Origin of the sequence: Thermopetrobacter sp. TC1 (assembly GCF_000746275.1) — a bacterium.
In the GTDB taxonomy this organism is placed as follows: Bacteria; Pseudomonadota; Alphaproteobacteria; order Rhizobiales; family Aestuariivirgaceae; genus Thermopetrobacter.
The window spans coordinates 100,811-120,994 of the sequence record NZ_KN050831.1 but is presented as its reverse complement, the minus strand read 5'-3'; the positions used below and the strand labels follow the sequence as shown (position 1 = coordinate 120,994).

Here is a 20,184-nt window from a genome sequence, read left to right as displayed (position 1 = left end):
TTCAAGTGGTTGAAGCAAAATCTGAAGGTCAAGCGTTTCATGGGCGAAAGCCGCAACGCCATTCTTGTACAACTGTGGGTGGCGGTGATCGCCTGGCTTCTGCTGCGTGAATATCACCGCCTGGTCACGAAAGCAGATACCGCAAGTGGTGCAATGAGGCTCAAGGACATCCGCGTGCTCGTGGCCGCAACCCTTTTTCACCCGCCGCCAAAACCGCCACGCGCCACACCCCACCCCACCACTTCCCTGCCCCTTTTCGAGGAGCTCCTCCCATGCTGAACTTTCCTTGGACACCAGTGGGCTTTCGCCGGTATGACGATGTGGGGGTCGTTTAGTCTGCGAGACAACACGACTGCGCCTGAGCCGGATGCTTTGCGCGGTGGCAGGGAGCGGTTTGCCGGATTTTCTACAGGACCTTTCAAAACGGCTCAGGACAGGTGGCCTTCGAGCATGAATTCGCAGCCCCAGAAGCGGTCGGGCACGAGGATGGTGGGGTGGCGCTGGCTTTCGCGCGGTTCGGGATAGTCCAGGGTATAATGCAGCCCCCGGCTTTCCTTGCGGCGCAGGGCGGAAGTGATGATCAGCTCCGCCACCAGGGCGAGGTTGCGCAGCTCGAGAAGATCGGAAGTGACGCGAAAGCCGCCGTAATATTCCGCGATCTCCTGCTGCAGGAGCGTGATGCGGTTGCGCGCCCGCTGCAAACGTTTGGTCGTGCGCACGATGCCCACGTAATCCCACATGAAGCGGCGGATTTCATCCCAGTTGTGGGAGACGACCACCATTTCATCGGAATCGGTGACCCGGCTTTCGTCCCAGGCGGGCAGGGGCGGCGGCGGCGGGATGTCCTCCAGACGGGCGAGCAGGTCATGCACCGCCGCCTCGGCATAGACCAGGCACTCCAGCAGGGAATTGCTGGCCATGCGGTTTGCCCCGTGCAGGCCGGTATAGGTCACCTCACCGACGGCATAGAGATTCTCGATATCGGTGCGCGCGCGCATGTCCACCATCACGCCGCCACAGGTATAGTGCGCCGCCGGCACCACCGGGATCGGTTCGCGCGTCATGTCGATGCCGAACTTGAGCAGGGCGGCGTAGATATTGGGAAAGTGGCTGCGGATGAAATCGGCGGGCTTGTGGGAAATGTCGAGATAGACGTGATCGATGCCCAGGCGCTTCATTTCGTGGTCGATGGCGCGGGCGACGATATCACGCGGCGCCAGCTCGGCGCGCTCATCAAAACGCGGCATGAAGCGCTCGCCATTGGGCAGCAGCAGCCGGCCGCCCTCGCCGCGCACGGCCTCGGAGATGAGCTGGGCCTTGGCCTGGGGATGATAAAGGCAGGTGGGGTGAAACTGCTCGAATTCCATGTTGGCCACGCGGCAGCCGGCGCGCCAGGCCATGGCGATGCCATCGCCGGTGGTGATGTCGGGATTGGTTGTGTAGAGATAGACCTTGGAGGCCCCGCCGGTGGCGAGAACGATGGCGCGCGCGCGAAAGAGATCAACGCGGCCGCTGTTGCGGTTGAGAACATAGACGCCAACGATGCGGCCGTATCCTTTTCCGGGCACGTGTTCGCGAATGAGGTCCACGGCCATGTGTTGTTCGAAGATGGTGATGTGCGGCGCGCGGCGGGCCTTGGCCGCCATGCTCTCTTCCATTTCGCGGCCGGTGGCATCGGCGGCGTGCACGATGCGGCGGGCGGAATGGCCGCCTTCGCGGGTTAAGTGATACTGGCCGTCATCTGCGCGGGTGAAACGGGCGCCATAGCGTTCCAGGCGGGCGATGGCCGCCGGCGCATGCTCCACGACGAAGCGCACCACCTCCTCATCGCACAAACCCGCCCCGGCGATCAGTGTGTCCCTGATATGGGCCTCGAAGCTGTCGGCATCATCGAGAACGGCGGCAATGCCCCCTTGCGCATGCCAGGTGTTGGTCTCCTCAAGCTCCGTCTTGGACAGAACGGCAACCTCCACCCCCGCCGCGTCCAGCTGCAGGGCGACGTCCAGACCGGCAGCGCCGGAGCCGATGACGATGACATCGAAGCTGTGCTCTTCCGACATGATGTCGGTTCTATAGCGGCTTGCTCAGGCTGCTTCAACGGCGCATGCCGCTTCAAGCCGGATTTCAGGGCACGATAACGGCGGGAAAGAGAGAGGAAAGGCGGTAGAAACAGTCATGCAACGTGTGCATGCGTGACAGGGCAGGGCGCTTTCGCTATCGTCTCTGCACAAAAACCATAAAACGCCTTGAGGAAACGAACGGGAACGAGGCATTCATGACGTTCGACATCGGTCTGGGAGGGGCTTTCCTGGCCGGAATCCTCTCCTTTCTCTCGCCGTGCGTTCTGCCCATCGTGCCGCCTTCGCTGGCCTTCATCGCCGGCATGTCCTTTGATGAAATGACGGACGAAAAGGCCGGGCGTCGCGGACGGCTTGTCCTGGCCACCGTGGCCTTCGTGCTTGGCTTTGCCACCATCTTTGTCCTGCTTGGTGCCACGGCGAGCACTGTCGGGCAGCTTCTGCAGCAGTATCGCGATATCGTGGCCGTCATTGCGGGCGGCATCATCATCCTGCTGGGCCTGCATTTTCTCGGCGTGTTCAGGATGATGATGCTCTATCGCGAGGTGCGGGCGCAGCCGCGGCAAAGGCCGGTGGGCCTGGCCGGCGCCTATGTGGCGGGGCTGGCGTTCGCCTTTGGCTGGACGCCCTGCGTGGGGCCGGTGCTGACCAGCATTCTCTTCGTTGCCGGGGCTCAGGATACCGCCATGCAGGGGGCTGCGCTGCTCTTGGTCTATGCGCTGGGCATTGGCGTGCCTTTCGTGGTGGCGGCCGCCTTTCTCGAACAGTTCATGGGCTTCATGCAGCGCTTCCGCCGCCATCTTGATGTCATGGAAAAGATCATCGGCGGCTTTCTCATCATCACCGGCATTCTCATCATGACCGGTGCCATGAACGCCATCGGCGAGTGGATCCAGAAGACCTTCCCGGCGCTGATGGAATTCGGCACATGAAATCCCGGAACGCGCAATAGCCCTTGCGGCCTAGCGCTCTCCGGCCATCTTCACCCACAAGGAGGGCGGAAGGGCAGGGGGGCGTTCCTTGAAAACGTTTCGGCGGGGCATGTTACCCCGCCGTCCATGCCTTAGGGTGAAGGTGAAAAATGCCAGGGGTCGTCCTAGATAAATAAGTCAATGTTGTTTTATGTCATTGAAATCATGGTAATTTTTCAATGTCTCCATAACATGGTTTTCAGGGTTGAGAGAAGCGCCAATGGCGATTTTTCGCCATTGGCGCTTCATGACCATTCTTTTCGCAACTCATTGAATGTCAAGCATGAAACCGCTACGCGGCGGCCCGCAGGGCCGTGCTTGACATTCAATGAGTTGTGGAACAGCAAAACCTAGTTTCTAGGACAGCCCAAAATGCCAAACAGTTCCGGAAGGATATGAAGTGTCCTTCCGGGCATGGATGTTTATTGCAATTGATTTGGGCAGGCACGGTGCCGCGCTGAAGATGGGACAAGGGCAGGCCTGACTTAAAAAAGGCGCTTGTCTGTTGAGGAGCAAGCGCCTTTGCATGATCCGTCAGATCTTTTTTCGCCTTTTTGTACCCCATCATCCAGAAGCGCACGGGGCAAAGGCGGAGGGATGCCCCGATCAGCTCTCGTCTCCCGATTCCTCATAGAGCTGGATGGGCTGGCCCGGCATGACCGTGGAAATGGCATGCTTGTAGACAAGCTGGGACAAGCCATCCCGCCGCAAAAGGACGCAGAAATTGTCAAACCACGTGATGATGCCCTGCAGCTTCACGCCATTGACGAGAAAGACCGTGACCGGAACCTTGTTCTTGCGAACGTGGTTGAGGAAGGTGTCCTGAAGATTTTGTTGTCTGTCCTGTCCCATGTGCCACCTCTTCCCGTGTCCGCCCTCTTTTAGGAATACGCCGCATCATCAGGCGGACAGTCGGTAACCCCCGTCTTTGCTTTGCATGCCTCCCCGCGCACTCTCTCAAGCCCCCCGCAGGGCCGGCATGCACTCGATGCTTCCAGAAACAGGGCAGGGCAGCCAAATCACATCAGGCCGAACGCAGGCTTGCATATCTCGCCCGGGATTGCGGCCCCCGAAACGCCCCACCCGTTTTTCGGCCGCACCATATCACATTTGTTGGAACGGTTCGAGTGTCAGAAGAAATTATCCCCATATAGGTGCAAAAATGTCACTCTTGCGCGCCATAATAGGCATCACTGCGGGCAGGAATGCCCAAGATGCCATTTCTGCGCGCAAGAGGGTTGTGTTCCGTGATAGTGCTTAGGCGAGCTGATCGCGAATGCGCGCAAGGCTTTCCTCGCGGCCAAGGACGGCGAGAACCTCGAAAATGCCGGGCGAGACATTGGAGCCGGTGAGCGCCGCGCGCAAGGGCTGCGCCACCTTGCCCAGCTTGAGTTCTTGTGCTTCCGCAAAGGCCTTGATGCGCTCTTCCAGTGTCTCCTCGGTCCAGCCGGCCTCATTGATCGCTTCAAGGACGGGAAGAAGATCGCGCAGGACGTCACGGCCGCCCTTGTCCAGGATCTTTGCGGCCTTCGGCGCAATCTCCAGCGGGCGCTCCGCATAGAGATAATAGGAAAGATCAAGGAGTTCCACCAAGGTTTTCGCACGTTCCTTCAGGCCGGGCAGGGCCTTGAGGAAACGCTGGCGTCCCTCAGGCTGCTCAAGCAGGCGCCGGGCCAGCTCCGCCCGGGTGCGATGGTCCTTATCGGCATGGGGCAGGAACTGTTCAAAGCGGGCAAGCAGCCGCTCATCGTCAAGATTGCGGATCCACCAGCCGTTCACACTCTCCAGCTTGACGAAATCGAAGCGCGCCGGAGACTTGCCGATGGCATCGACATCGAACCACTCAATGAGCTGTTCGGTGGTGAAAATCTCGTCATCGCCATGGCTCCAGCCGAGGCGGGCGAGATAATTGCGCATGGCCTCGGGCAGATAGCCCATGGCGCGATAGGCCTCAACGCCCAGTGCCCCGTGGCGCTTGGAGAGCTTGGCGCCATCGGGGCCGTGAATGAGGGGGATGTGTGCCATTTTCGGCATCTCCCAGCCGAGGGCGTCGTAGATCATCTTCTGGCGGGCGGCGTTGGTGAGGTGATCCACGCCGCGGATGACATGGGTGATGCCCATGTCGTGATCATCGACGACAACGGCGAGATTATAGGTGGGCGTGCCATCGGCGCGCATGAGTACGAGGTCATCCATGGCCTCGGCCTGCCAGCGCACCTCGCCCTGCACCATGTCGTGAATGACGATCTCGCCCTCGCGTGGCGCAGCAAAGCGCACCACCAGCGGCTTGTCATGCGGCGGGCACAGGCCCAGCTCGCGGCAGCGGCGGTCATAGGTCATCGGGCGGCCTTCGGCGCGGGCCTTCTCGCGCATCTCGGCCAGCTCCTCCGGCGTGCACTGGCAATAATAGGCATGCCCGCTTTCCAGCAGCCTGTGCACAATCTCGCGGTGGCGCTCCACCCGGGCGAACTGGGAGATGGGCTCGCCGGCCCAGTCCAGCTCCAGCCATTTCAGGCCCTCGATGATGGCATCCACCGCTTCCTGCGTGGAGCGTTCGCGGTCGGTGTCCTCAATGCGCAAAAGCATCTCGCCGCCGTGATGCTTGGCATAGAGCCAGTTGAACAGGGCGGTGCGGGCGCCGCCGATATGCAGAAAGCCCGTGGGCGAAGGGGCGAAGCGGGTTCTCACCTTGCTCATGGTTGTGAACGCTATCCTTAAGCTTGCGGATGTGACGGATCCTTGGTCTTTACGCTCCGTGCCGGGGAGTGCGCGCCTTGCTGTTGAAAACCGGGAGGCGGCGACGGGTCTGCACGGAATGCGTGCCGGAAACGGCGAATGGTGCTAGGCTTTTGCCAGTTTTTGCGGGGGCAGGCAATGGGCCTTGAACGTTTCTGGCAGGAGCGGGACGGCAAGAACACGCGGCGGCAGGGTGAAACACCGCCTGCGGCAGGCGTATGGCCGAATGACGAGGCGGAGGCCTTCGATGCCCTGAATGACGGCGAAGGCGATGATAGGCCGTGGCGTTTCTGGGGCAGGGGTTTGCGGCTGATGCGCAGGCCACTGGGGCCAGCGCCGGTGGCGGGCGATCTTGTGGCATGGCTGGCGGTGTTTCTCTGGGCCGGGGCGGCGCTGTGGTTCATCGCACCGGTGCGGCCGGGCCTGCTCTTATCAGGCCCCGTGGCCGGGCTTTTTCTGTTGCTTGGGATCTGGCAGGCGGCAAGAACCGGGCAGCGGGGCCTTTTGCTGCTTGCGGCCGCTTGTGTGGGCTTTGCGCTTGTCTCCTGGCGGGTGCTGCAGGCGCATGTGCGGCTTTTGCCGGCGCATGTGGGCTGGGTGACGCTCACCGGGCAGGTGGAGCGCACATGGCATGCAGGCCCCGGGCGTGTGCGCATGATCCTGCGGGTGAAGGATCTGCCTGAGGTGCGCAGGCGCTTCGTGCCGCAAAGGGTGCGGATCACGCTGCTGATCCCTAAGAAACGCAGTGGGAAAAACACCCGCGCGCAGGGTCATGAACGCCTGCCGCTGCCAGGGGATGTGGTGCGGCTGCGGGCGCGGCTTAAGCGTCTGCCGCAGCCGGTGGAACCTGAGGGCTTTGATCCGGCGCGGGCGCCTTTTTTCGCCGGCATTGGCGCGGTGGGCTTTGCCCATGCGCGGGGGCTGTTTCTCATCGAGGACGGATGCAAGGATTGCGGGCTGGCGCTTTTGGGCGCACGGTATCTGGAGCGCTGGCGCCGGGCGATTGCCGGGCGGTTGCGGGCGGTGATGCGGGATGACAACGCAGCGGCGCTGGCGGCGGCCCTGATCATCGGCGAGCGCGGGCGGCTTGCGCAGGCGCATCTGGAGGCGCTGCGCGCGGCGGGGCTTGCGCATATCCTTGCCATTTCCGGGCTGCATCTGGCGCTGGTGGCCGGTGCGGTGTTTCAGGCGCTGCGCTTTCTTCTCGCCGCGATCCCGGGCCTGGCCATCCGTTATCCCATCCGCAAGTGGGCGGCGCTGGCCGCCTTGCTGACGGCGGCGGCCTATCTGCTGCTGTCTGGCAATTCCGTGGCCACGCAGCGGGCCTTCATCATGCTGGCGGTGATGACGCTGGCCCTGATGCTGGACCGGCCGGCGTTGAGCATGCGCAACCTCGGGCTGGCCGCACTGCTGATCCTGATCCTGCATCCGGAAAAGGCGGTGACGGCGGGGTTTCAGATGTCCTTTTTCGCCGTGGCCGGGCTGATCGCCGTTTATGAAGCGGTGCGGCACGTTCGCTTGTCGCGAATGGTGTTACGCGCAGAAGCGGATGAATCCCGGACGCTCTGGCAGCGGTGGCTGCGGGGGCTGTTGCTTGGCTTTCTTGCGTTTGCGCTCACAACCCTGGTGGCGGCGCTGATGACGGCCTTGCCCTCGGCCTGGCACTTCAACCGCCTCTCGCATTGGGGGCTGTTTGGCAATGTTCTGGCGCTTCCCGTTGTCAGCCTCGTGGTGATGCCGGCGGGGGTTCTGGCGCTTGTTCTCATGCCGCTTCATCTGGATGCGCCCGTGTGGCAGGTGATGGAGGCGGGGCTGAAGGCGGTATTCACGATCAGCGGCTGGATTGCACACTGGCCCGATCCGTGGCTGGAGGTGCCGCAGATGCGGCTTTGGGCGGCCGCGCTGATCGCGGCAGGGCTTCTGTGGCTGTGTCTGCGGCGGGATGGCTGGCGGCTTGTGGGGTTGGGCGCGGTTGTGGCCGGGGTTCTTGCGCCGGCGGCGGTTCGGCCGGATGTGCTCGTTGATGCTCAAGGCAAGGTCGTGGCCGTGCGCAATGCGGCGGGCCAATTGCTTGCCACACCAGGGCGGGCCGGGCGCTTTGCCCTGTCGATCTGGCTGCGGCGGGATGGTGATCCGGCAACACCGAAAGAGGCCCGAAAGCGCAAAGGCTGGAGATGCGCACCATCCGGCGCATGCCGGACAGCACTGATCAGGAGCGGGCAGACGGGCGAAAGGGGCAGAACCATCGTCTTTCTGCCGGCGGTGATGGAACGGCGGCTTGAAAGCAATGCGCTGAAGCAGGCGATCGCTCAGGCCTGTGCCGATGCCGCCATCGTGATTGCCGCCTTTCCCTTGCGGGAGGGCTGCAAGGAGGTGCGCGTGCGCATCGATCGTTTCGTGCTGTGGCGGCAGGGGGCGCAGGCGCTCTGGCTTGATGAGGCAGGACGCATTGTGCGGCACCTCAGTGTCTCAGATAAGCGCGGCACATTGCCCTGGGGGCGTGCGCCCCTGCCGCGCAAGGCGGTGCGCGCCGATGTGCCGGCGGATGCGTCCGCAAGCAGAGAAAGGCGGATGATAACCGATCCTTAAGGCTTCAGGTTGTATGAGCGGAATGATTCGGCGCTTCGTTGTGACTTGCCCGAACGGGTGTTATGGGTTAAGGATGTCTGTTGACGGGGGGAACGCTCATGTCGGCAAGGAGGGAGGGCGACGTGAACGGCCCTGAAATCAGATACGGGCGGTCCGAGAGAAGGAGCATCGGCTCCGTCCTGTCCTCAAAGCGACAGCAGATCAGCAAAGGCGGCCTTGTTGCGGCCGTGGCGCTGACGGCCGCGTTGCTTTCCGCCTGTTCCACGACGGAGCCCAACATTACGCCGCCCGATGCCGGCATGGCGGTTGGTTTTCATGACGCCGCCGAGGTGATCACGGTCAAGGCGGGCGATAAGCTGAAGGTGATCGCCTTCGGGCTTGATTCCCTTTCCGGCGATTATGTGGTGGATGCTTCCGGAGCGCTCAATCTCGGCCGCTTTGGCAAGGTGCACGTGGCGGGGCTAACCTATCCGCAAATCGAGGAGAAGATTGCCGCCGCGCTGTCCACGGCGGGGCAGGAGGGCGTTCGGGTCAGCGTCCTGCCGGATAATGGCTGAAGCATCAGCCGGTTCCTGATCGGTCTTTCGTCCTTTCGGTCTTTTCGCAGGCTGTTTCCTGTCATACCTTTCTTGCGCGCTTTTCAGGGCGCGTTGCGCATGACGTCTTGGCGCTTCCTCTCTGTTCCGTCAGGGGGAGAGGCAGCGCACGGGGCCTTTGCGCGCGACATGGCGGGCCAAAGCGAAGGGAGGTGAAGCGTGAACCAAGCCGAGGTATGGATGCGGCGCATCCTTGATTTCACGCCGGCAGATGAGCGCCTGTTGCTGAAGGCGCCGCTTGAGGCGGCGGATGTGGCGCGTGTCATCGTATCCAGCCTTGAAGAGGACCTCGATGCGCGCGGCGATATCACCAGCGAAGCCGTCATTCCGCAGGATGCGCGTTTTGCCGGCACCATGCGCGCGCGTGAGGCGCTGGTTTTGGCGGGGCTGCCGGTGGCGGCGCGGGTGTTTGCCGCACTTGATCCTGAAATCACCTTTGAGCCGGAAGCGGCCGATGGCGCGCAGATTGCGGCCGGGGCGGTTCTGGCCCGGGTCTGTGGCCCGGCGCGCAGCCTGCTGGCGGCGGAGCGCGTGGCGCTGAACATCCTCCAGCATCTTTCCGGCATCGCCAGCGAGACGCGCCGTTTTGCGGATGCGATCGCGCACACCTCCTGCATCCTGCTGGATACGCGCAAGACCATTCCGGGCCTCAGGCGGCTTGAGAAATACGCCACCCGCATGGGCGGCGCACGCAATCATCGCCTCGGGCTTTTCGATGCGGTGCTGATCAAGGACAATCACATCGCCGTGGCAGGCTCGCTCACCGCAGCGGTGCAGGCGGCGCGCCAGGCGGGGCATGAGCACATCGAGGTGGAATGCGACACGCTTGAACAGGTGCAGGAAGCGCTGGATGCGGGCGTTGAGCGCATCCTGCTTGATAACATGGATCCGCCCACGCTCAGAAACGCGGTGGCCATGATCAACGGCCGGGCGCAGACAGAGGCCTCCGGCGGGGTGCGGCTTGAGACCATTGCGGCCATTGCCGAAACCGGGGTGGATTTCATCTCCGTCGGCCGCATCACGCAATCGGCACCGGCCAAGGACATCGGACTGGACTGGGCCGCTACGGCAGGCTCTTGAAGGGCAGGGAAGCGCTGTATGCACGCGCCGTCATGAAAGGCATGCTGCCAGAGGCATCAAGGCGGGCCAGAGACCGATGCGATGGTTAGACGGAGTGCATGGTTTTCAGATAGCGGCGGAAACGCTCCTGATAGGTGGCGGCGCCGCTGGTGAGGCCCTGTGATTCCTCTTCGGTGAGAATGCGGCGCACCTTGCCGGGCATGCCAACGACGAGCGCGCGCGGCGGGATCTCCTTGCCTTCGGGGATGAGGGCGCCGGCGCCGATTACCGCGCCTTCGCCGACGGTGACGCCATTCATGATGACCGCGCCCATGCCGATGAGCACGTTATCGCCGATGGTGCAGCCGTGCAGGATGACATTGTGGCCAACAACGACATTGCGCCCCAGCCGCAGGGGATAGCCGGGATCGGTATGCAGAACGCAGTTGTCCTGGATATTGGAGCCCGCTCCGATGATGATGGGCTCGACATCGCCGCGCAGCACCGCGCCGAACCAGATGGACACATCCCGCTCCAGCGTGACGCGGCCGATGACGGTGGCCGTCGGCGCCAGAAAATAATCCCCCTCCGGCGGCAGTTTCGGGTTGTGGCCGTCAAAGGCATAGACCGGCATGATGTTCATCTCCCCAATACGGCGGCGTTCCGTTTGTGTGCATGGCCCTGTCGGCATCCGGGGCGCAAAAGCGCTTCAAGCATGCCCGTGTGGGAGGCCTGTTCGCGAAACCGGGCACTTAAAGCCCATGGCGGTCCGTTTCAGAGGCATTTAGCCACATTATCGTCCCCATGACACACGGGTCCGCAGCATTGTCCACAACTGTTCATCTGAAGTCTGTGCACATTCCTTCTCCCCGCCTCGTGCTCACCCCTTGCTCGAAATGCGTGTATGCGGTGGTATATGAAACGTGTGTGGAATATCATGAGAACATGAGAGGAAAATTGTCAAGTCTCTTCGATCTGATGCCGGGAAGACGAGAATTGAAAAAAGGGAGGCCGGCCCCGGGTGGGAGCGGGGCCGGCCGTGCTGCCCGGCCTTTGTGGTGGGGGATGGGGGAGGGGGACGCCGGCCGGGCGCGGGGTCCTCGCGATTTTTTTCTGGCGCTTCAAGGCCTTGCAGATGATGCCTGAAGCGCCTGTTCAGTTGTTGCCGAAGATGCGCATGCCCTTGCCCTGGCCCGGGCGCCGGGTCAGAGAGACCCAGCGGCGCGGGTCCTGTTGCGACTGTCTCTTCAGCAGGGTGTATCCCGTCTTGTTCCAGGGCAGAATGGCATCCCGCCGGTTGTCGAGAATGAAATCCCCTTTCGTGGTGCGCACCATGAGCACGGCATGGCCGCCACCCTTTTCATCGAGCACCACGGTGATCAGCAGGGTTTCCGGCGGAAAGCCCAGCCCTTCCAGATACTTCTTCTTCAGAAGCACGTAATCCTCGCAATCGCCGGCGGTGGTGGGATATTCCCAGACCTCGGGCCGGTTGTAGAGCTCAAGGTCGGTGACCGGCCTGATCTTGCGGTTCACATAACGGTTCACCTGCCGCAGAAGGTCCCAGCGCCGGCTGTCAATGCGCGCCTTCGGCGTCATGTAGCCCACGGGCTGACAGTCATCCCTGTGCCGCGCACAGAAGGATACATAGCCAATGGGCGGCAGGGTATCGCCATATTCCGGCGCGAAGGCCGCCGCCGGCGCCACATTGCTGCGGGCCTCGGCCGATGCCGCGGCCAGAACGGACAGCGCAAGCCCTGCAGCGAGAGCGGCTCCTGTCCTGATCATGTGTGTCCACCCAACCATTGTTCGACGTCCCCTTTCGTTGTTATCTGTCGGGGATGCTAACAGGCGGGCTTTGAGATTCCGGAAAATGGCAGGCGAGAAATTCGCTCCAGCAAAAAGGAATTTGTTAATCCTGATGCAGCGGCGAGGAGATCCGTTATAAAGGGGAAGAGAATGAAGCAGGTTCAGGCGACGTTAACCATAAGCACCCGGGGAAAAGGACTTTACGAATTCACAGCAGACGTTTTGCGCTTTGTTTCGGAAAGCGGCATCCACACCGGTCTTCTTGTTCTCTATTGCCGACATACTTCCGCTTCTCTCACCATTCAGGAAAATGCCGATCCGGATGTGCAGCGGGATCTGGAAAGCTTCTTTGCGCGGCTGGTGCCGGAGGGCGCCTCCTGGTATCGGCATGTGATGGAAGGGCCTGATGACATGCCCGCCCATATCCGTTCGGCGCTGACGAATGTCTCCCTGACCATCCCTGTGGCTTCCGGCCGGCCTGTTCTGGGCACCTGGCAGGGCATTTATCTCTTTGAACATCGCGCGCGCCCGCACACGCGGCAGGTTTTTGCACACCTGATGGGAGACGCTGCGTAAGGCCCTTCAGTTTGTAATTGGGAATTGCCATTCCCGGTTGTAATCCTTTGTTAGCCTTTTCCCGACAAAGTGTTGGCGATGCATAAGCCCGCCCAAGGCTGCCGCCCGATGGCACGCCTTCGGGCCGGCGGGGCGAGAAATGTCGTCTCGGATCCGGTGGGGATCCGTGCCGGTGGGTTTGGCCCTGGTTCGGATGAGTGTTCGCTTCCGGGCGCGGATCTTACGCCCGGCAGGGGGAACGTGTGTGCCTGCATGAACCCCCCTGGCGAAGCGGGCAGTCGGCAACACAGAAGGACGAACGGGATGAAGTGGTTCGGTAGACGGAGCAAAAGCGAAGAGATCATCGAGGAGGTGGAGGCCCTCGCTTCCTCGAGCGGCACGGAGAATGACGAGCCCGTGGTCGCGCAGCCTGAAACCGCAACACCGGCGCGCCCGGTGGCGCCACAGCCGATTTCGCCGCAGCCGGCAGGCCCGGCGCATGGTGGTTTTCAGGGCAATACCGGCCCGATGTTCGGCGCTGCGCGCGATCAGTTCAATCAGGTCATGCGTGAAAACGTGCTGCTGCGGGAGGAAAATGCGCGACTGAAAGAGCAGGTGCGGCAGCTGCAGATGATGCTGGCCAACATGCAGGCGGCCGCCAATTACGCCGCGGCGGGCATGTGTGCGCCGGCGGTGCCGCCCGCCTATGCGCAGGCGCAGGCGGCCATGCCCCAGGCGCAGCCGATGCCGCAGCAGCCGATGCCGCAACAGCCCATGGCACAGGCACCGGGCTATGGTGCCCAGCCGCAGCCTGCGCCGCAGGCTCAGCCGCAGCCGCAGCCCGCGGCACCGCAAGGCGGCGGCAGCGATGATCTCAGGGCCATGCTGGCCGAGCTGAAGAATGAGATCGCGCAGGTGAAGCAGATGGCCAGCACGGATCCCTATCTGGCGCGGGCAGGCATGGCCCAGCCGATGGCCGCAGGGATGGCGCCGCAGTTTGGCATGGCTTCTGCGGCCGCCGGCAACGGGGGCGAGGATGTGCGCGCCATGCTGGCCGAGCTGAAGAGCGACATCGAGGCCCTGCGCGCCGAGCAGCGCTCCGCGGCCAAACGCAGCGGCAGCGAGGATCTGCGCGACATGCTGGCGCGCCTGAAGGAGGATATCCGCTCTCTGAAGGAGAGCACCCGCGCGGAGCGTGAGGAGACCGCGCCGCGCCCGTCGTCCTTCGGCCGTCGCGAGAGTGAGGCGGAAAGCACCTCCGACAATGTGGTGCACCGGCTCATCTCCGACATCGAGCAGGGGCTTGGCGTGCAGAAGGCCGATGAGGAGACCGCCTTCGGCAAGGCGGAAAAGGCCGAGCCCGAGGAGAGCAAGGACGATGCCTCGGCGAAGGCGCGCGATGAGCTTGCCGATCAGCTGGAACAGATGCTGGCCAAGCTCCACGATGAACTGAAACAGACCACCCATGCCCCTGATGAAGGCAAGGAGAACGATCTTTCCGGCGAGCACGACGAGGAGGTTCTGCGCCGGGCCTCCGGAGCGTGAGCGCGCGAGAGACGTTCGGATTCAAGCAAGCGGAGAGACGTGAACATGGTAAAGCTCGAGTGGCAGGATGCCTTCAACACCGGCATCGATCTCATCGACCGTCAGCACCAGATTCTCGTGCGGGCGATCAACCTGCTGTCCATGGGCCTGGAGCAGGGCTGCGAGAAGGATCTCATGGACGACATCTTCCATACGCTCGCCGATTATACGGCGACGCACTTCGCCGATGAGGAGCGGCTGTTCACCGAAGCCAGCTTTCCGGAGGCGGAGGCGCACAAGCGCACGCACGAGATGTTCCTGCAGCGGCTCAATGAGCTGAAGGCCAAGTTCGATCAGGGCGGCGATACCGCGCAGGAGGTGCTGGTCTTCCTGGTGGACTGGCTGAAGAATCACATTCTCGGCACCGACCGCAAGTACATCCCCTACGTGCTGGGCGAGGGCGGTCTGCGCAAGGCCGTGTGAGGCCACGCCAACGTTTTTCAGGCTGCATCTCCATCAGGGAATGCATGAGAGACACGATGACGGGCCATGCCGCTGCCCGGGCGGCGTGGCCTGTTTTGTTGCGTCATTTATCGAAGAAGCGGACGATGATGTTGAGAATGACGGTGAGCACGATGGAAAGAAGAATGGACGTGCCCAGAAGAATGTGCACGCTCCAGCCCTTGCCGCCGAGATGAATGTCACCCGGCAGGCGGCCCAGCCCGATGTCCCTGAGGAACGGCCAGAGCAGCCCGAGCAGCAGCAGGATCAGGCCGAAGATGATGAGAAATTTCTGAATGCCATCCATCTTTGTTTTTCATACGCTGGCAAACACCGCTCAGATTGCCGTTTTCATAAGGTCAGCGGCCGATGGAAAGGGGGGAAGCGCCCCGCCTGATAAATGGCGTTGCTCCAATAGGGCTTCAATGCTTTTTCTGAAGATGCATAGCCCATGCCATGCCCATCATATTTAAATGACGTTCCTGCGGCTGTGGGGCAGTTCGGCATTGATCAGTCTGGCCGGGAAGGGAATCAGCCTTGCTGCTGTTTTTCCAGAATTGCGCGCAAGGCATCGAGTAATGGCACCATGCCGGGGTTGATGCGCCGTTTTGCTTCTGAAAGCGGAAACCAGGCGGCGCGGTCGATTTCCGGAAATTCCTGCATGCGGCCGGAATGCGGCGGCCATTCCATGGTGAAGGTGTTGGAGCGCACGGTGCCGGCATCAAGGTCTCCTTCCGCAGCGAAGGCGATAATGCGCTTGCCGCTGCGCAGGCGCACCTCGGGCAGGGGGTGATAAGGCCCCGGTGGCGGCGGATGACCGGTTTCCTCGGCAAATTCGCGCAGGGCCGCATCAAGGGGCGGCTCGTTTTCCTCCATGAGCCCCTTGGGGATGGACCAGGCCCCCAGATCCCGGGATTTCCAGAATGGGCCACCGGGATGCACCAGCAGAACCTCCGGGCCGTCATCGGCAAGGCGGTAGAGCACAAGCCCGGCGCTGACGGGCGCAGAACGGGCACGATTCTTTTGCGTGCGCGATGACATGACGGGCGTGTTGGCGGCTTTTGGGCTTCAAGGCAAACAAAGCGTATCACACATTCGTCGTATGGGCGCGAAGGAAATAACCATGCACGCAGGAGGACAGGGCAGGGCGCATGTGGCTTGCCGTTCTTTTTCAACGCGTTATGTCCTGTTGCCCCCTTATGCTTCACGAATGCGTGATCAGGAAATGCATTGATATGGATCAAATCGGGACATTTTCTTTTGTTCAGGTTCTTGATGTTGGTCAATGATCACATTCCCTGACCAGTTCTAGGTTTTGGCCGTGGGAAAAGGCGGTCAACCTTTCCCGTAATTGCGCCTGCAGGTCATGAGCTCTGCGTGGAAGCGGCCATGACCAAAAGGCGAGAGGGAAGACAAAACCCAAGGGGACTGGTCATGAAATCCATCCTGAAAAAGGCGTTGCTGCTGTCCACAGCGGCGGGTCTCGGCCTTGCGCTGTCCGGCGCGGGTGCGAACGCCCAGGGTCAGCTCGAGGCCATCATGAAGGCCCGCGGTCTGACCGAGAAGGACGTTCTTGCCGCTGCCAAGACCTATGTGCCCACCGGCAAGCGCGACGAGTTCATCGTGTTCTCGTCGGGCGGTCAGTCGGGCCAGGTCATGGTCTACGGCATTCCGTCCATGCGCATCCTGAAGTTCATCGCCGTGTTCACGCCCGAGCCGTGGCAGGGCTATGGCTTCGACGACGAGTCGAAGGCCATTCTGGAGAGCGCGAAGATCAACGGCAAGCTGATCACCTTCGGTGATACGCACCATCCGGCGATCTCCGAGACCAAGGGCGAGTACGACGGCGAATACCTGTTCATCAACGACAAGGCCAACCCGCGCGTGGCCGTCATCGACCTGAAGGACTTCGAGACGAAGCAGATCGTCGTGAACCCGATCATGATGTCGGAGCACGGCGGTTCGTTCGTCACGCCGAACACCGAATACATCATCGAGGCCACGCAGTATCCGGCGCCGCTTGGCAAGTCAGTCTACGTGCCGCTTTCGCAGTTCAACGAGAAGTTCCGCGGTGCCGTCACCTACTGGAAGTTCGACCGTGAGAAGGGCCGCATTGATCCGGCCAAGTCCTTCTCCGTGGAGCTTCCGCCCTACTCGCAGGACCTTTCGGACGCCGGCAAGCTCGTGTCCGACGGCTGGTCCTTCACCAACTCCTTCTGCTCTGAGCGTTACATCGGCGGCATCGAGAAGGGCCGCCCGCCGTTCGAGGCCGGCTGCTCGCAGAAGGATACGGACTTCCTCCATGTGGTGAACTGGAAGAAGGCCGAGGCGCTGGTGAAGGCCGGCAAGGTGAAGATGATCAACGGCCATCCGGTGGTGATGATGGACACCTCCGCGAAGGAGGGCGTGGTCTATCTCATTCCGGAGCCGAAGTCCCCGCACGGCGTGGACGTTTCGCCTGACGGCAAGTACATCATCGTGTCCGGCAAGCTGGACACCCACGCCTCGGTGTACTCCTGGGAGAAGATCAAGAAGCTGATCGACGCCAAGGACTTCGCCGGCAAGGATCCCTACGGCCTGCCCATCCTCGACATGAAGAAGACCCTGCATACGCAGGTGGAGGTGGGCCTTGGTCCGCTGCATACGCAGTATGACTCCAAGCCCTGCGTGGTCTACACGTCCATCTACGTGGACTCGATGGTCACCAAGTGGGACTACTGCAAGGGCAAGGTGCTCGATCAGCTGCACATCCACTACAACATCGGCCACCTGATGACGATGGAGGGCGACTCGGTGACGCCGCAGGGCAAGTACCTGGTGTCGCTGAACAAGCTCGCCATCGACCGCTTCAACCCGGTCGGCCCGCTGCATCCGCAGAACCATCAGCTGATCGACATTTCCGGCGACAAGATGGAGCTGCTGTATGACATGCCGGTGCCGCTGGGCGAGCCGCACTATGCGGTGGCCATCCGGGCCAGCAAGCTGAAGCCGCTGGTGCGCTATCGTCTCGGCTGGGATTCGCGTAACGACCGGATCTCGCCCTTCAAGACCCGTCCGGGCCGTGAAAAGATCGTGAAGAAGGACGGCGTGGTGCATGTCTACGCCACGGTGATCCGCTCGCACATCACGCCCGAGATCATCGAGGTCGAGGAGGGTGACACGGTCTCCATCCACATCACCAACGTGGAGCGCGCCGAGGACGAGACCCACGGCTTCGCCCTGTCCGGTCACAACGTGAACCTCTCCATCGAGCCGGGCAAGACGGTGTCGGCCACGTTCAAGGCGGACAAGGCCGGTATCTATCCGTACTACTGCACGGAGTTCTGCTCGGCCCTGCACCTGGAGATGGAGGGTATCCTCGTTGTGCGGCCGAAGGGCGTCAAGGCCGAGGAGGCCGGGTTCTCCGAGGGTGTGAAGTACACCGAGGAGGACTACAAGAAGCAGTACCAGCAGAACCTGCAGGTGCAGAAGGTCATCGACAGCGTGGTCAACTTCATCGTCTCGCGCAACTACAAGGACTTCCCGACGGTCGTCGGCCTGGTCGAGGACGCCACCGACCAGCTGAAGTTCGCGGCTGACGCCAAGAAAAAGGCCGAGGAGTTCGCGGCGAAGAAGGATTGGCAGAACGCCACGCTGTGGGCGCAGCAGTGGTTCCAGTATCAGGTCAAGGCGGCCGACATCGGCCTGCGCGCCAAGACCTATCTGGAGCAGCACGGCGCCAAGGTCATCAAGAAGTAATCGGATCGCCGATGCTTCTGACCTGAAAACGAGACACACCCCGGCGGGGGGCGAAGGGTTCGCCCCCCGCCTCACATAAGGCCCCAGGATCGTTCCATATCGTGGAAGGCCAAAAACCGGGAGACAGTGAGGAATGAACAGCGGCATCCTGAAAAAGACGCTCATGGCGGGGATAGCGGCCGCGGTGGTCTCTGGCGCAGCCCTGATCGTCACGAGCGGGCCCCTTGGCGCAGGTGTGGCCCAGGCCGCGGAGGCCAAGAAGAAGCATCCGGGCAAGCGGTTGTACATGCGCAATACCTGCATCGCCTGCCACGGACGCAACGGCAAGCGCGCCATTCAGGACTATCCGAACCTTGCCGGACAGCCCAAGAAGTACCTCATCCAGCAGACGATGGACATCATCTCCGGCAAGCGCAAGGGCGGGCTCAACGCCCAGGGCAAGCCGCGGGCCGAGGCCATGCGTGGCGCGCTGGTAACCCCGGAGGGGCAGGTGCGCGTCAAGAAGGAGGACATCGAGAAAATCGCCGACTGGCTGGCCTCTATGGAGCCGGCGAAGCCCAATCCGCCCAAGGACTTGAAGCCCGAGGACATCAAGGCGGGTGAGAAGCTTTATAAGAAGAAGCGCTGCCGCACCTGTCACGGGCCAGAGGGCAAGAAGCCTCTTGCCGGATACCCCTATATCGCCGGTCAGAAATATGCCTACATCGTCAATCAGATAAAGGATGTGCGCGACAAGAAGCGCACCAACGGCAAGATCAAGACGATGTTCACCTTCGTGAAGAAGCTGAAGGACAAGGAGATCGAGCAGCTCGCTGCCTATCTTTCGACCATTGATCGCACTGCCAAGTGAGTTCATGATCGGCGCAGGCCACGGCCCGAAAACTGGCAGGCGAATGACAAAGGCGGTCACGAGCCGTGACCTGGCGATCGCTTGATAAGGAATCGATCAACCGAGGAGTGGAGAGACCCATGAAGAAAGCTCTGCTTATCTTGAGCGCTGCGGCCATCGGCCTGTCGGTGGCCACCGGTCCGCTGCTTGCCTGGAACGAAGGCGGCGGCGAGCAGGACGAGGCGCTGAAGATCCTGCTGGATCTGAAGAAGAAGATGGCCAACGATCCGAAACTGAAGGAGAAGGTGCGCAAGGACGGCATCGCCGTTTTCGAGGTCTGCTCCGCCTGCCACACCACCGAGGGCTGGGGCACCAAGGACGGCACCTTCCCGCAGATCGCCGGTCAGCATGATACGGTGATCATCAAGCAGCTGGCCGACATCCGCGCCGGCAACCGCGACAACCCGACCATGTATCCTTTCGCGCTGCCGCAGGAGATCAAGAACGCGGCGCCCGAAGTGGGCGGCGGCCCCTATGCGCTGGCAGTGGTGGCCCATTATATTTCCAACCTTCCGATGAACCCGGACAACGGCAAGGCCCCTCCCGGAGAGGCCAACCTGGAACGCGGCAAGAAGCTGTTTGAGGAAAACTGCGTGCGCTGCCACGGCCCGAATGGCGAGGGTTCGGAAGAGAAATTCTTCCCCAAGATCCAGGGCCAGCACTATCTCTACATGCTGCGTCAGTTCGAGTGGATCCGCGACGGCAAGCGGCGCAACGCCAACCCGGACATGGTGAAGCAGATCCAGGGCTTCACCAATCAGGACATGAAGGACGTGATCGGTTATGTCGCGTCCATCCCGGTGCCGAAGGAGAAGCTGGCGCCGAGCACGGACTGGGTGAATCCGGATTACGACTGATCGTTCAACGTCGGGCAGGTCGCCGGAGCGGATGGGTGCCATCCGTTCCGGCGGCGGCCAGACGCGGGGGTGCGCCTGGCAACCTGACTTCTGCGTGAGCGAAAGTCGATAATGCCGGTCTGCCCGGATCATCTGACGAAAGATTTTCCGGCGTTTTTGCGGCCCGCATGTGAGCACGTAACTGCCGCAAGACGGGCTGGACAGTGGCTTTGCCACGCAAGGCATCCTTCGTGCCGATGAACGGGATGGCGCGCCGGCGCGGACGATAGCGGCCGAGAATTCGTT

The 20,184-nt window shown here is 62.0% G+C and carries 17 protein-coding genes and 1 pseudogene; 11 read left to right on the top strand and 7 right to left on the bottom strand.

Annotated elements, in window-relative coordinates; translation table 11 throughout:
- A pseudogene (locus EK16_RS12670) lies at positions 1 to 279 on the top strand (hypothetical protein); the annotation flags it as partial.
- A gap of 149 nt (positions 280 to 428) precedes the next feature.
- On the opposite strand, the gene nadB reads toward EK16_RS12670, so the two are convergent.
- Positions 429 to 2,060, bottom strand: a complete 1,632-nt coding sequence (gene nadB, locus EK16_RS10870) for an L-aspartate oxidase (protein ID WP_051929280.1) — start codon at positions 2,058 to 2,060, stop codon at positions 429 to 431.
- Between the two features lie 215 nt (positions 2,061 to 2,275).
- Between nadB and EK16_RS10865 the strand changes: the two genes are divergently transcribed.
- Complete coding sequence (locus tag EK16_RS10865) at positions 2,276 to 3,010, top strand: cytochrome c biogenesis CcdA family protein (protein WP_038037033.1); 735 nt, start codon at positions 2,276 to 2,278, stop codon at positions 3,008 to 3,010.
- 645 nt (positions 3,011 to 3,655) lie between these two features.
- Here EK16_RS10865 and hfq read toward each other — a convergent pair.
- Positions 3,656 to 3,901: an RNA chaperone Hfq gene (gene hfq, locus EK16_RS10860; RefSeq protein WP_038037031.1), complete on the bottom strand. Its 246-nt coding sequence runs from the start codon at positions 3,899 to 3,901 to the stop codon at positions 3,656 to 3,658.
- A gap of 405 nt (positions 3,902 to 4,306) precedes the next feature.
- A complete protein-coding gene (gene gltX, locus EK16_RS10855) occupies positions 4,307 to 5,746 on the bottom strand; it encodes a glutamate--tRNA ligase (RefSeq protein WP_038037029.1) in 1,440 nt (479 codons plus the stop codon).
- Between the two features lie 177 nt (positions 5,747 to 5,923).
- Here gltX and EK16_RS10850 point away from each other — a divergent pair, with 177 nt between their 5' ends.
- The 3 genes from EK16_RS10850 to nadC all read left to right on the top strand — a co-directional run bounded on the left by EK16_RS10850 (position 5,924) and on the right by nadC (position 10,050).
- Positions 5,924 to 8,374, top strand: a complete 2,451-nt coding sequence (locus EK16_RS10850) for a ComEC/Rec2 family competence protein (RefSeq protein WP_038037027.1) — start codon at positions 5,924 to 5,926, stop codon at positions 8,372 to 8,374.
- A 98-nt stretch (positions 8,375 to 8,472) separates the two neighbouring features.
- Entirely contained in the window at positions 8,473 to 8,931 is a 459-nt protein-coding gene (locus tag EK16_RS11665) for a polysaccharide biosynthesis/export family protein (protein ID WP_051929279.1), read from the top strand.
- 219 nt (positions 8,932 to 9,150) lie between these two features.
- Complete coding sequence (nadC, locus tag EK16_RS10840; RefSeq protein ID WP_051929278.1) at positions 9,151 to 10,050, top strand: carboxylating nicotinate-nucleotide diphosphorylase; 900 nt, start codon at positions 9,151 to 9,153, stop codon at positions 10,048 to 10,050.
- A gap of 85 nt (positions 10,051 to 10,135) precedes the next feature.
- On the opposite strand, the gene EK16_RS10835 is transcribed toward nadC, so the two are convergent.
- The gene (locus EK16_RS10835) at positions 10,136 to 10,663 is read right to left on the bottom strand and encodes a gamma carbonic anhydrase family protein (RefSeq protein ID WP_038037086.1); all 528 of its coding nucleotides are present in this window, start codon (positions 10,661 to 10,663) and stop codon (positions 10,136 to 10,138) included.
- Between the two features lie 521 nt (positions 10,664 to 11,184).
- On the bottom strand, positions 11,185 to 11,814 hold the full coding sequence (locus EK16_RS10830) for a transglutaminase-like cysteine peptidase (protein WP_197059689.1): 630 nt from the start codon (positions 11,812 to 11,814) through the stop codon (positions 11,185 to 11,187).
- Between the two features lie 171 nt (positions 11,815 to 11,985).
- On the opposite strand from EK16_RS10830, the gene EK16_RS10825 reads away from it, so the two are divergent.
- The 3 genes from EK16_RS10825 (at position 11,986) to EK16_RS10815 (ending at position 14,397) form a co-directional block, all read left to right on the top strand.
- The gene (locus EK16_RS10825; RefSeq protein WP_038037023.1) at positions 11,986 to 12,411 is read left to right on the top strand and encodes a secondary thiamine-phosphate synthase enzyme YjbQ; all 426 of its coding nucleotides are present in this window, start codon (positions 11,986 to 11,988) and stop codon (positions 12,409 to 12,411) included.
- A 303-nt stretch (positions 12,412 to 12,714) separates the two neighbouring features.
- The gene (locus EK16_RS10820) at positions 12,715 to 13,935 is read left to right on the top strand and encodes a hypothetical protein (RefSeq protein WP_038037022.1); all 1,221 of its coding nucleotides are present in this window, start codon (positions 12,715 to 12,717) and stop codon (positions 13,933 to 13,935) included.
- A 45-nt stretch (positions 13,936 to 13,980) separates the two neighbouring features.
- Positions 13,981 to 14,397 (top strand): bacteriohemerythrin, encoded by a 417-nt coding sequence (locus EK16_RS10815; RefSeq protein ID WP_038037020.1) that lies wholly within the window; start codon positions 13,981 to 13,983, stop codon positions 14,395 to 14,397.
- Between the two features lie 103 nt (positions 14,398 to 14,500).
- Here the strand turns inward: EK16_RS10815 and EK16_RS10810 are convergent, their stop codons facing one another.
- Positions 14,501 to 14,722 carry a DUF2905 domain-containing protein gene (locus tag EK16_RS10810; protein ID WP_038037018.1) on the bottom strand — a complete coding sequence of 74 codons (222 nt, stop codon included), beginning with the start codon at positions 14,720 to 14,722 and terminating at the stop codon, positions 14,501 to 14,503.
- 224 nt (positions 14,723 to 14,946) lie between these two features.
- On the bottom strand, positions 14,947 to 15,456 hold the full coding sequence (locus tag EK16_RS10805; RefSeq protein ID WP_051929277.1) for an NUDIX hydrolase: 510 nt from the start codon (positions 15,454 to 15,456) through the stop codon (positions 14,947 to 14,949).
- 393 nt (positions 15,457 to 15,849) lie between these two features.
- Between EK16_RS10805 and nosZ the strand changes: the two genes are divergently transcribed.
- The 3 genes from nosZ (at position 15,850) to EK16_RS10790 (ending at position 19,899) form a co-directional block, all read left to right on the top strand.
- The gene (gene nosZ, locus EK16_RS10800; RefSeq protein WP_038037016.1) at positions 15,850 to 18,153 is read left to right on the top strand and encodes a Sec-dependent nitrous-oxide reductase; all 2,304 of its coding nucleotides are present in this window, start codon (positions 15,850 to 15,852) and stop codon (positions 18,151 to 18,153) included.
- A gap of 133 nt (positions 18,154 to 18,286) precedes the next feature.
- Positions 18,287 to 19,003 carry a c-type cytochrome gene (locus EK16_RS10795; RefSeq protein ID WP_051929276.1) on the top strand — a complete coding sequence of 239 codons (717 nt, stop codon included), beginning with the start codon at positions 18,287 to 18,289 and terminating at the stop codon, positions 19,001 to 19,003.
- Positions 19,004 to 19,122: 119 nt separating this feature from the next.
- The gene (locus EK16_RS10790; RefSeq protein ID WP_051929275.1) at positions 19,123 to 19,899 is read left to right on the top strand and encodes a c-type cytochrome; all 777 of its coding nucleotides are present in this window, start codon (positions 19,123 to 19,125) and stop codon (positions 19,897 to 19,899) included.
- Positions 19,900 to 20,184: the final 285 nt, after the last annotated feature.

What these genes read in the sequence shown, in the direction of transcription:
- EK16_RS10850 (WP_038037027.1), top strand. Translation starts at nt 5,924, where the DNA reads ATGGGCCTTGAACGTTTCTGGCAGGAGCGGGACGGCAAGAACACGCGG.
- EK16_RS10790 (WP_051929275.1), top strand. Translation starts at nt 19,123, where the DNA reads ATGAAGAAAGCTCTGCTTATCTTGAGCGCTGCGGCCATCGGCCTGTCG.
- nadC (WP_051929278.1), top strand. Translation starts at nt 9,151, where the DNA reads ATGCGGCGCATCCTTGATTTCACGCCGGCAGATGAGCGCCTGTTGCTG.
- EK16_RS10865 (WP_038037033.1), top strand. Translation starts at nt 2,276, where the DNA reads ATGACGTTCGACATCGGTCTGGGAGGGGCTTTCCTGGCCGGAATCCTC.
- nadB (WP_051929280.1), bottom strand. Translation starts at nt 2,060, where the DNA reads ATGTCGGAAGAGCACAGCTTCGATGTCATCGTCATCGGCTCCGGCGCT.
- EK16_RS10795 (WP_051929276.1), top strand. Translation starts at nt 18,287, where the DNA reads ATGAACAGCGGCATCCTGAAAAAGACGCTCATGGCGGGGATAGCGGCC.
- EK16_RS10835 (WP_038037086.1), bottom strand. Translation starts at nt 10,663, where the DNA reads ATGCCGGTCTATGCCTTTGACGGCCACAACCCGAAACTGCCGCCGGAG.
- hfq (WP_038037031.1), bottom strand. Translation starts at nt 3,901, where the DNA reads ATGGGACAGGACAGACAACAAAATCTTCAGGACACCTTCCTCAACCAC.
- EK16_RS10820 (WP_038037022.1), top strand. Translation starts at nt 12,715, where the DNA reads ATGAAGTGGTTCGGTAGACGGAGCAAAAGCGAAGAGATCATCGAGGAG.
- EK16_RS10825 (WP_038037023.1), top strand. Translation starts at nt 11,986, where the DNA reads ATGAAGCAGGTTCAGGCGACGTTAACCATAAGCACCCGGGGAAAAGGA.
- nosZ (WP_038037016.1), top strand. Translation starts at nt 15,850, where the DNA reads ATGAAATCCATCCTGAAAAAGGCGTTGCTGCTGTCCACAGCGGCGGGT.
- EK16_RS10815 (WP_038037020.1), top strand. Translation starts at nt 13,981, where the DNA reads ATGGTAAAGCTCGAGTGGCAGGATGCCTTCAACACCGGCATCGATCTC.
- gltX (WP_038037029.1), bottom strand. Translation starts at nt 5,746, where the DNA reads ATGAGCAAGGTGAGAACCCGCTTCGCCCCTTCGCCCACGGGCTTTCTG.
- EK16_RS10810 (WP_038037018.1), bottom strand. Translation starts at nt 14,722, where the DNA reads ATGGATGGCATTCAGAAATTTCTCATCATCTTCGGCCTGATCCTGCTG.
- EK16_RS10805 (WP_051929277.1), bottom strand. Translation starts at nt 15,456, where the DNA reads ATGTCATCGCGCACGCAAAAGAATCGTGCCCGTTCTGCGCCCGTCAGC.
- EK16_RS11665 (WP_051929279.1), top strand. Translation starts at nt 8,473, where the DNA reads ATGTCGGCAAGGAGGGAGGGCGACGTGAACGGCCCTGAAATCAGATAC.
- EK16_RS10830 (WP_197059689.1), bottom strand. Translation starts at nt 11,814, where the DNA reads ATGATCAGGACAGGAGCCGCTCTCGCTGCAGGGCTTGCGCTGTCCGTT.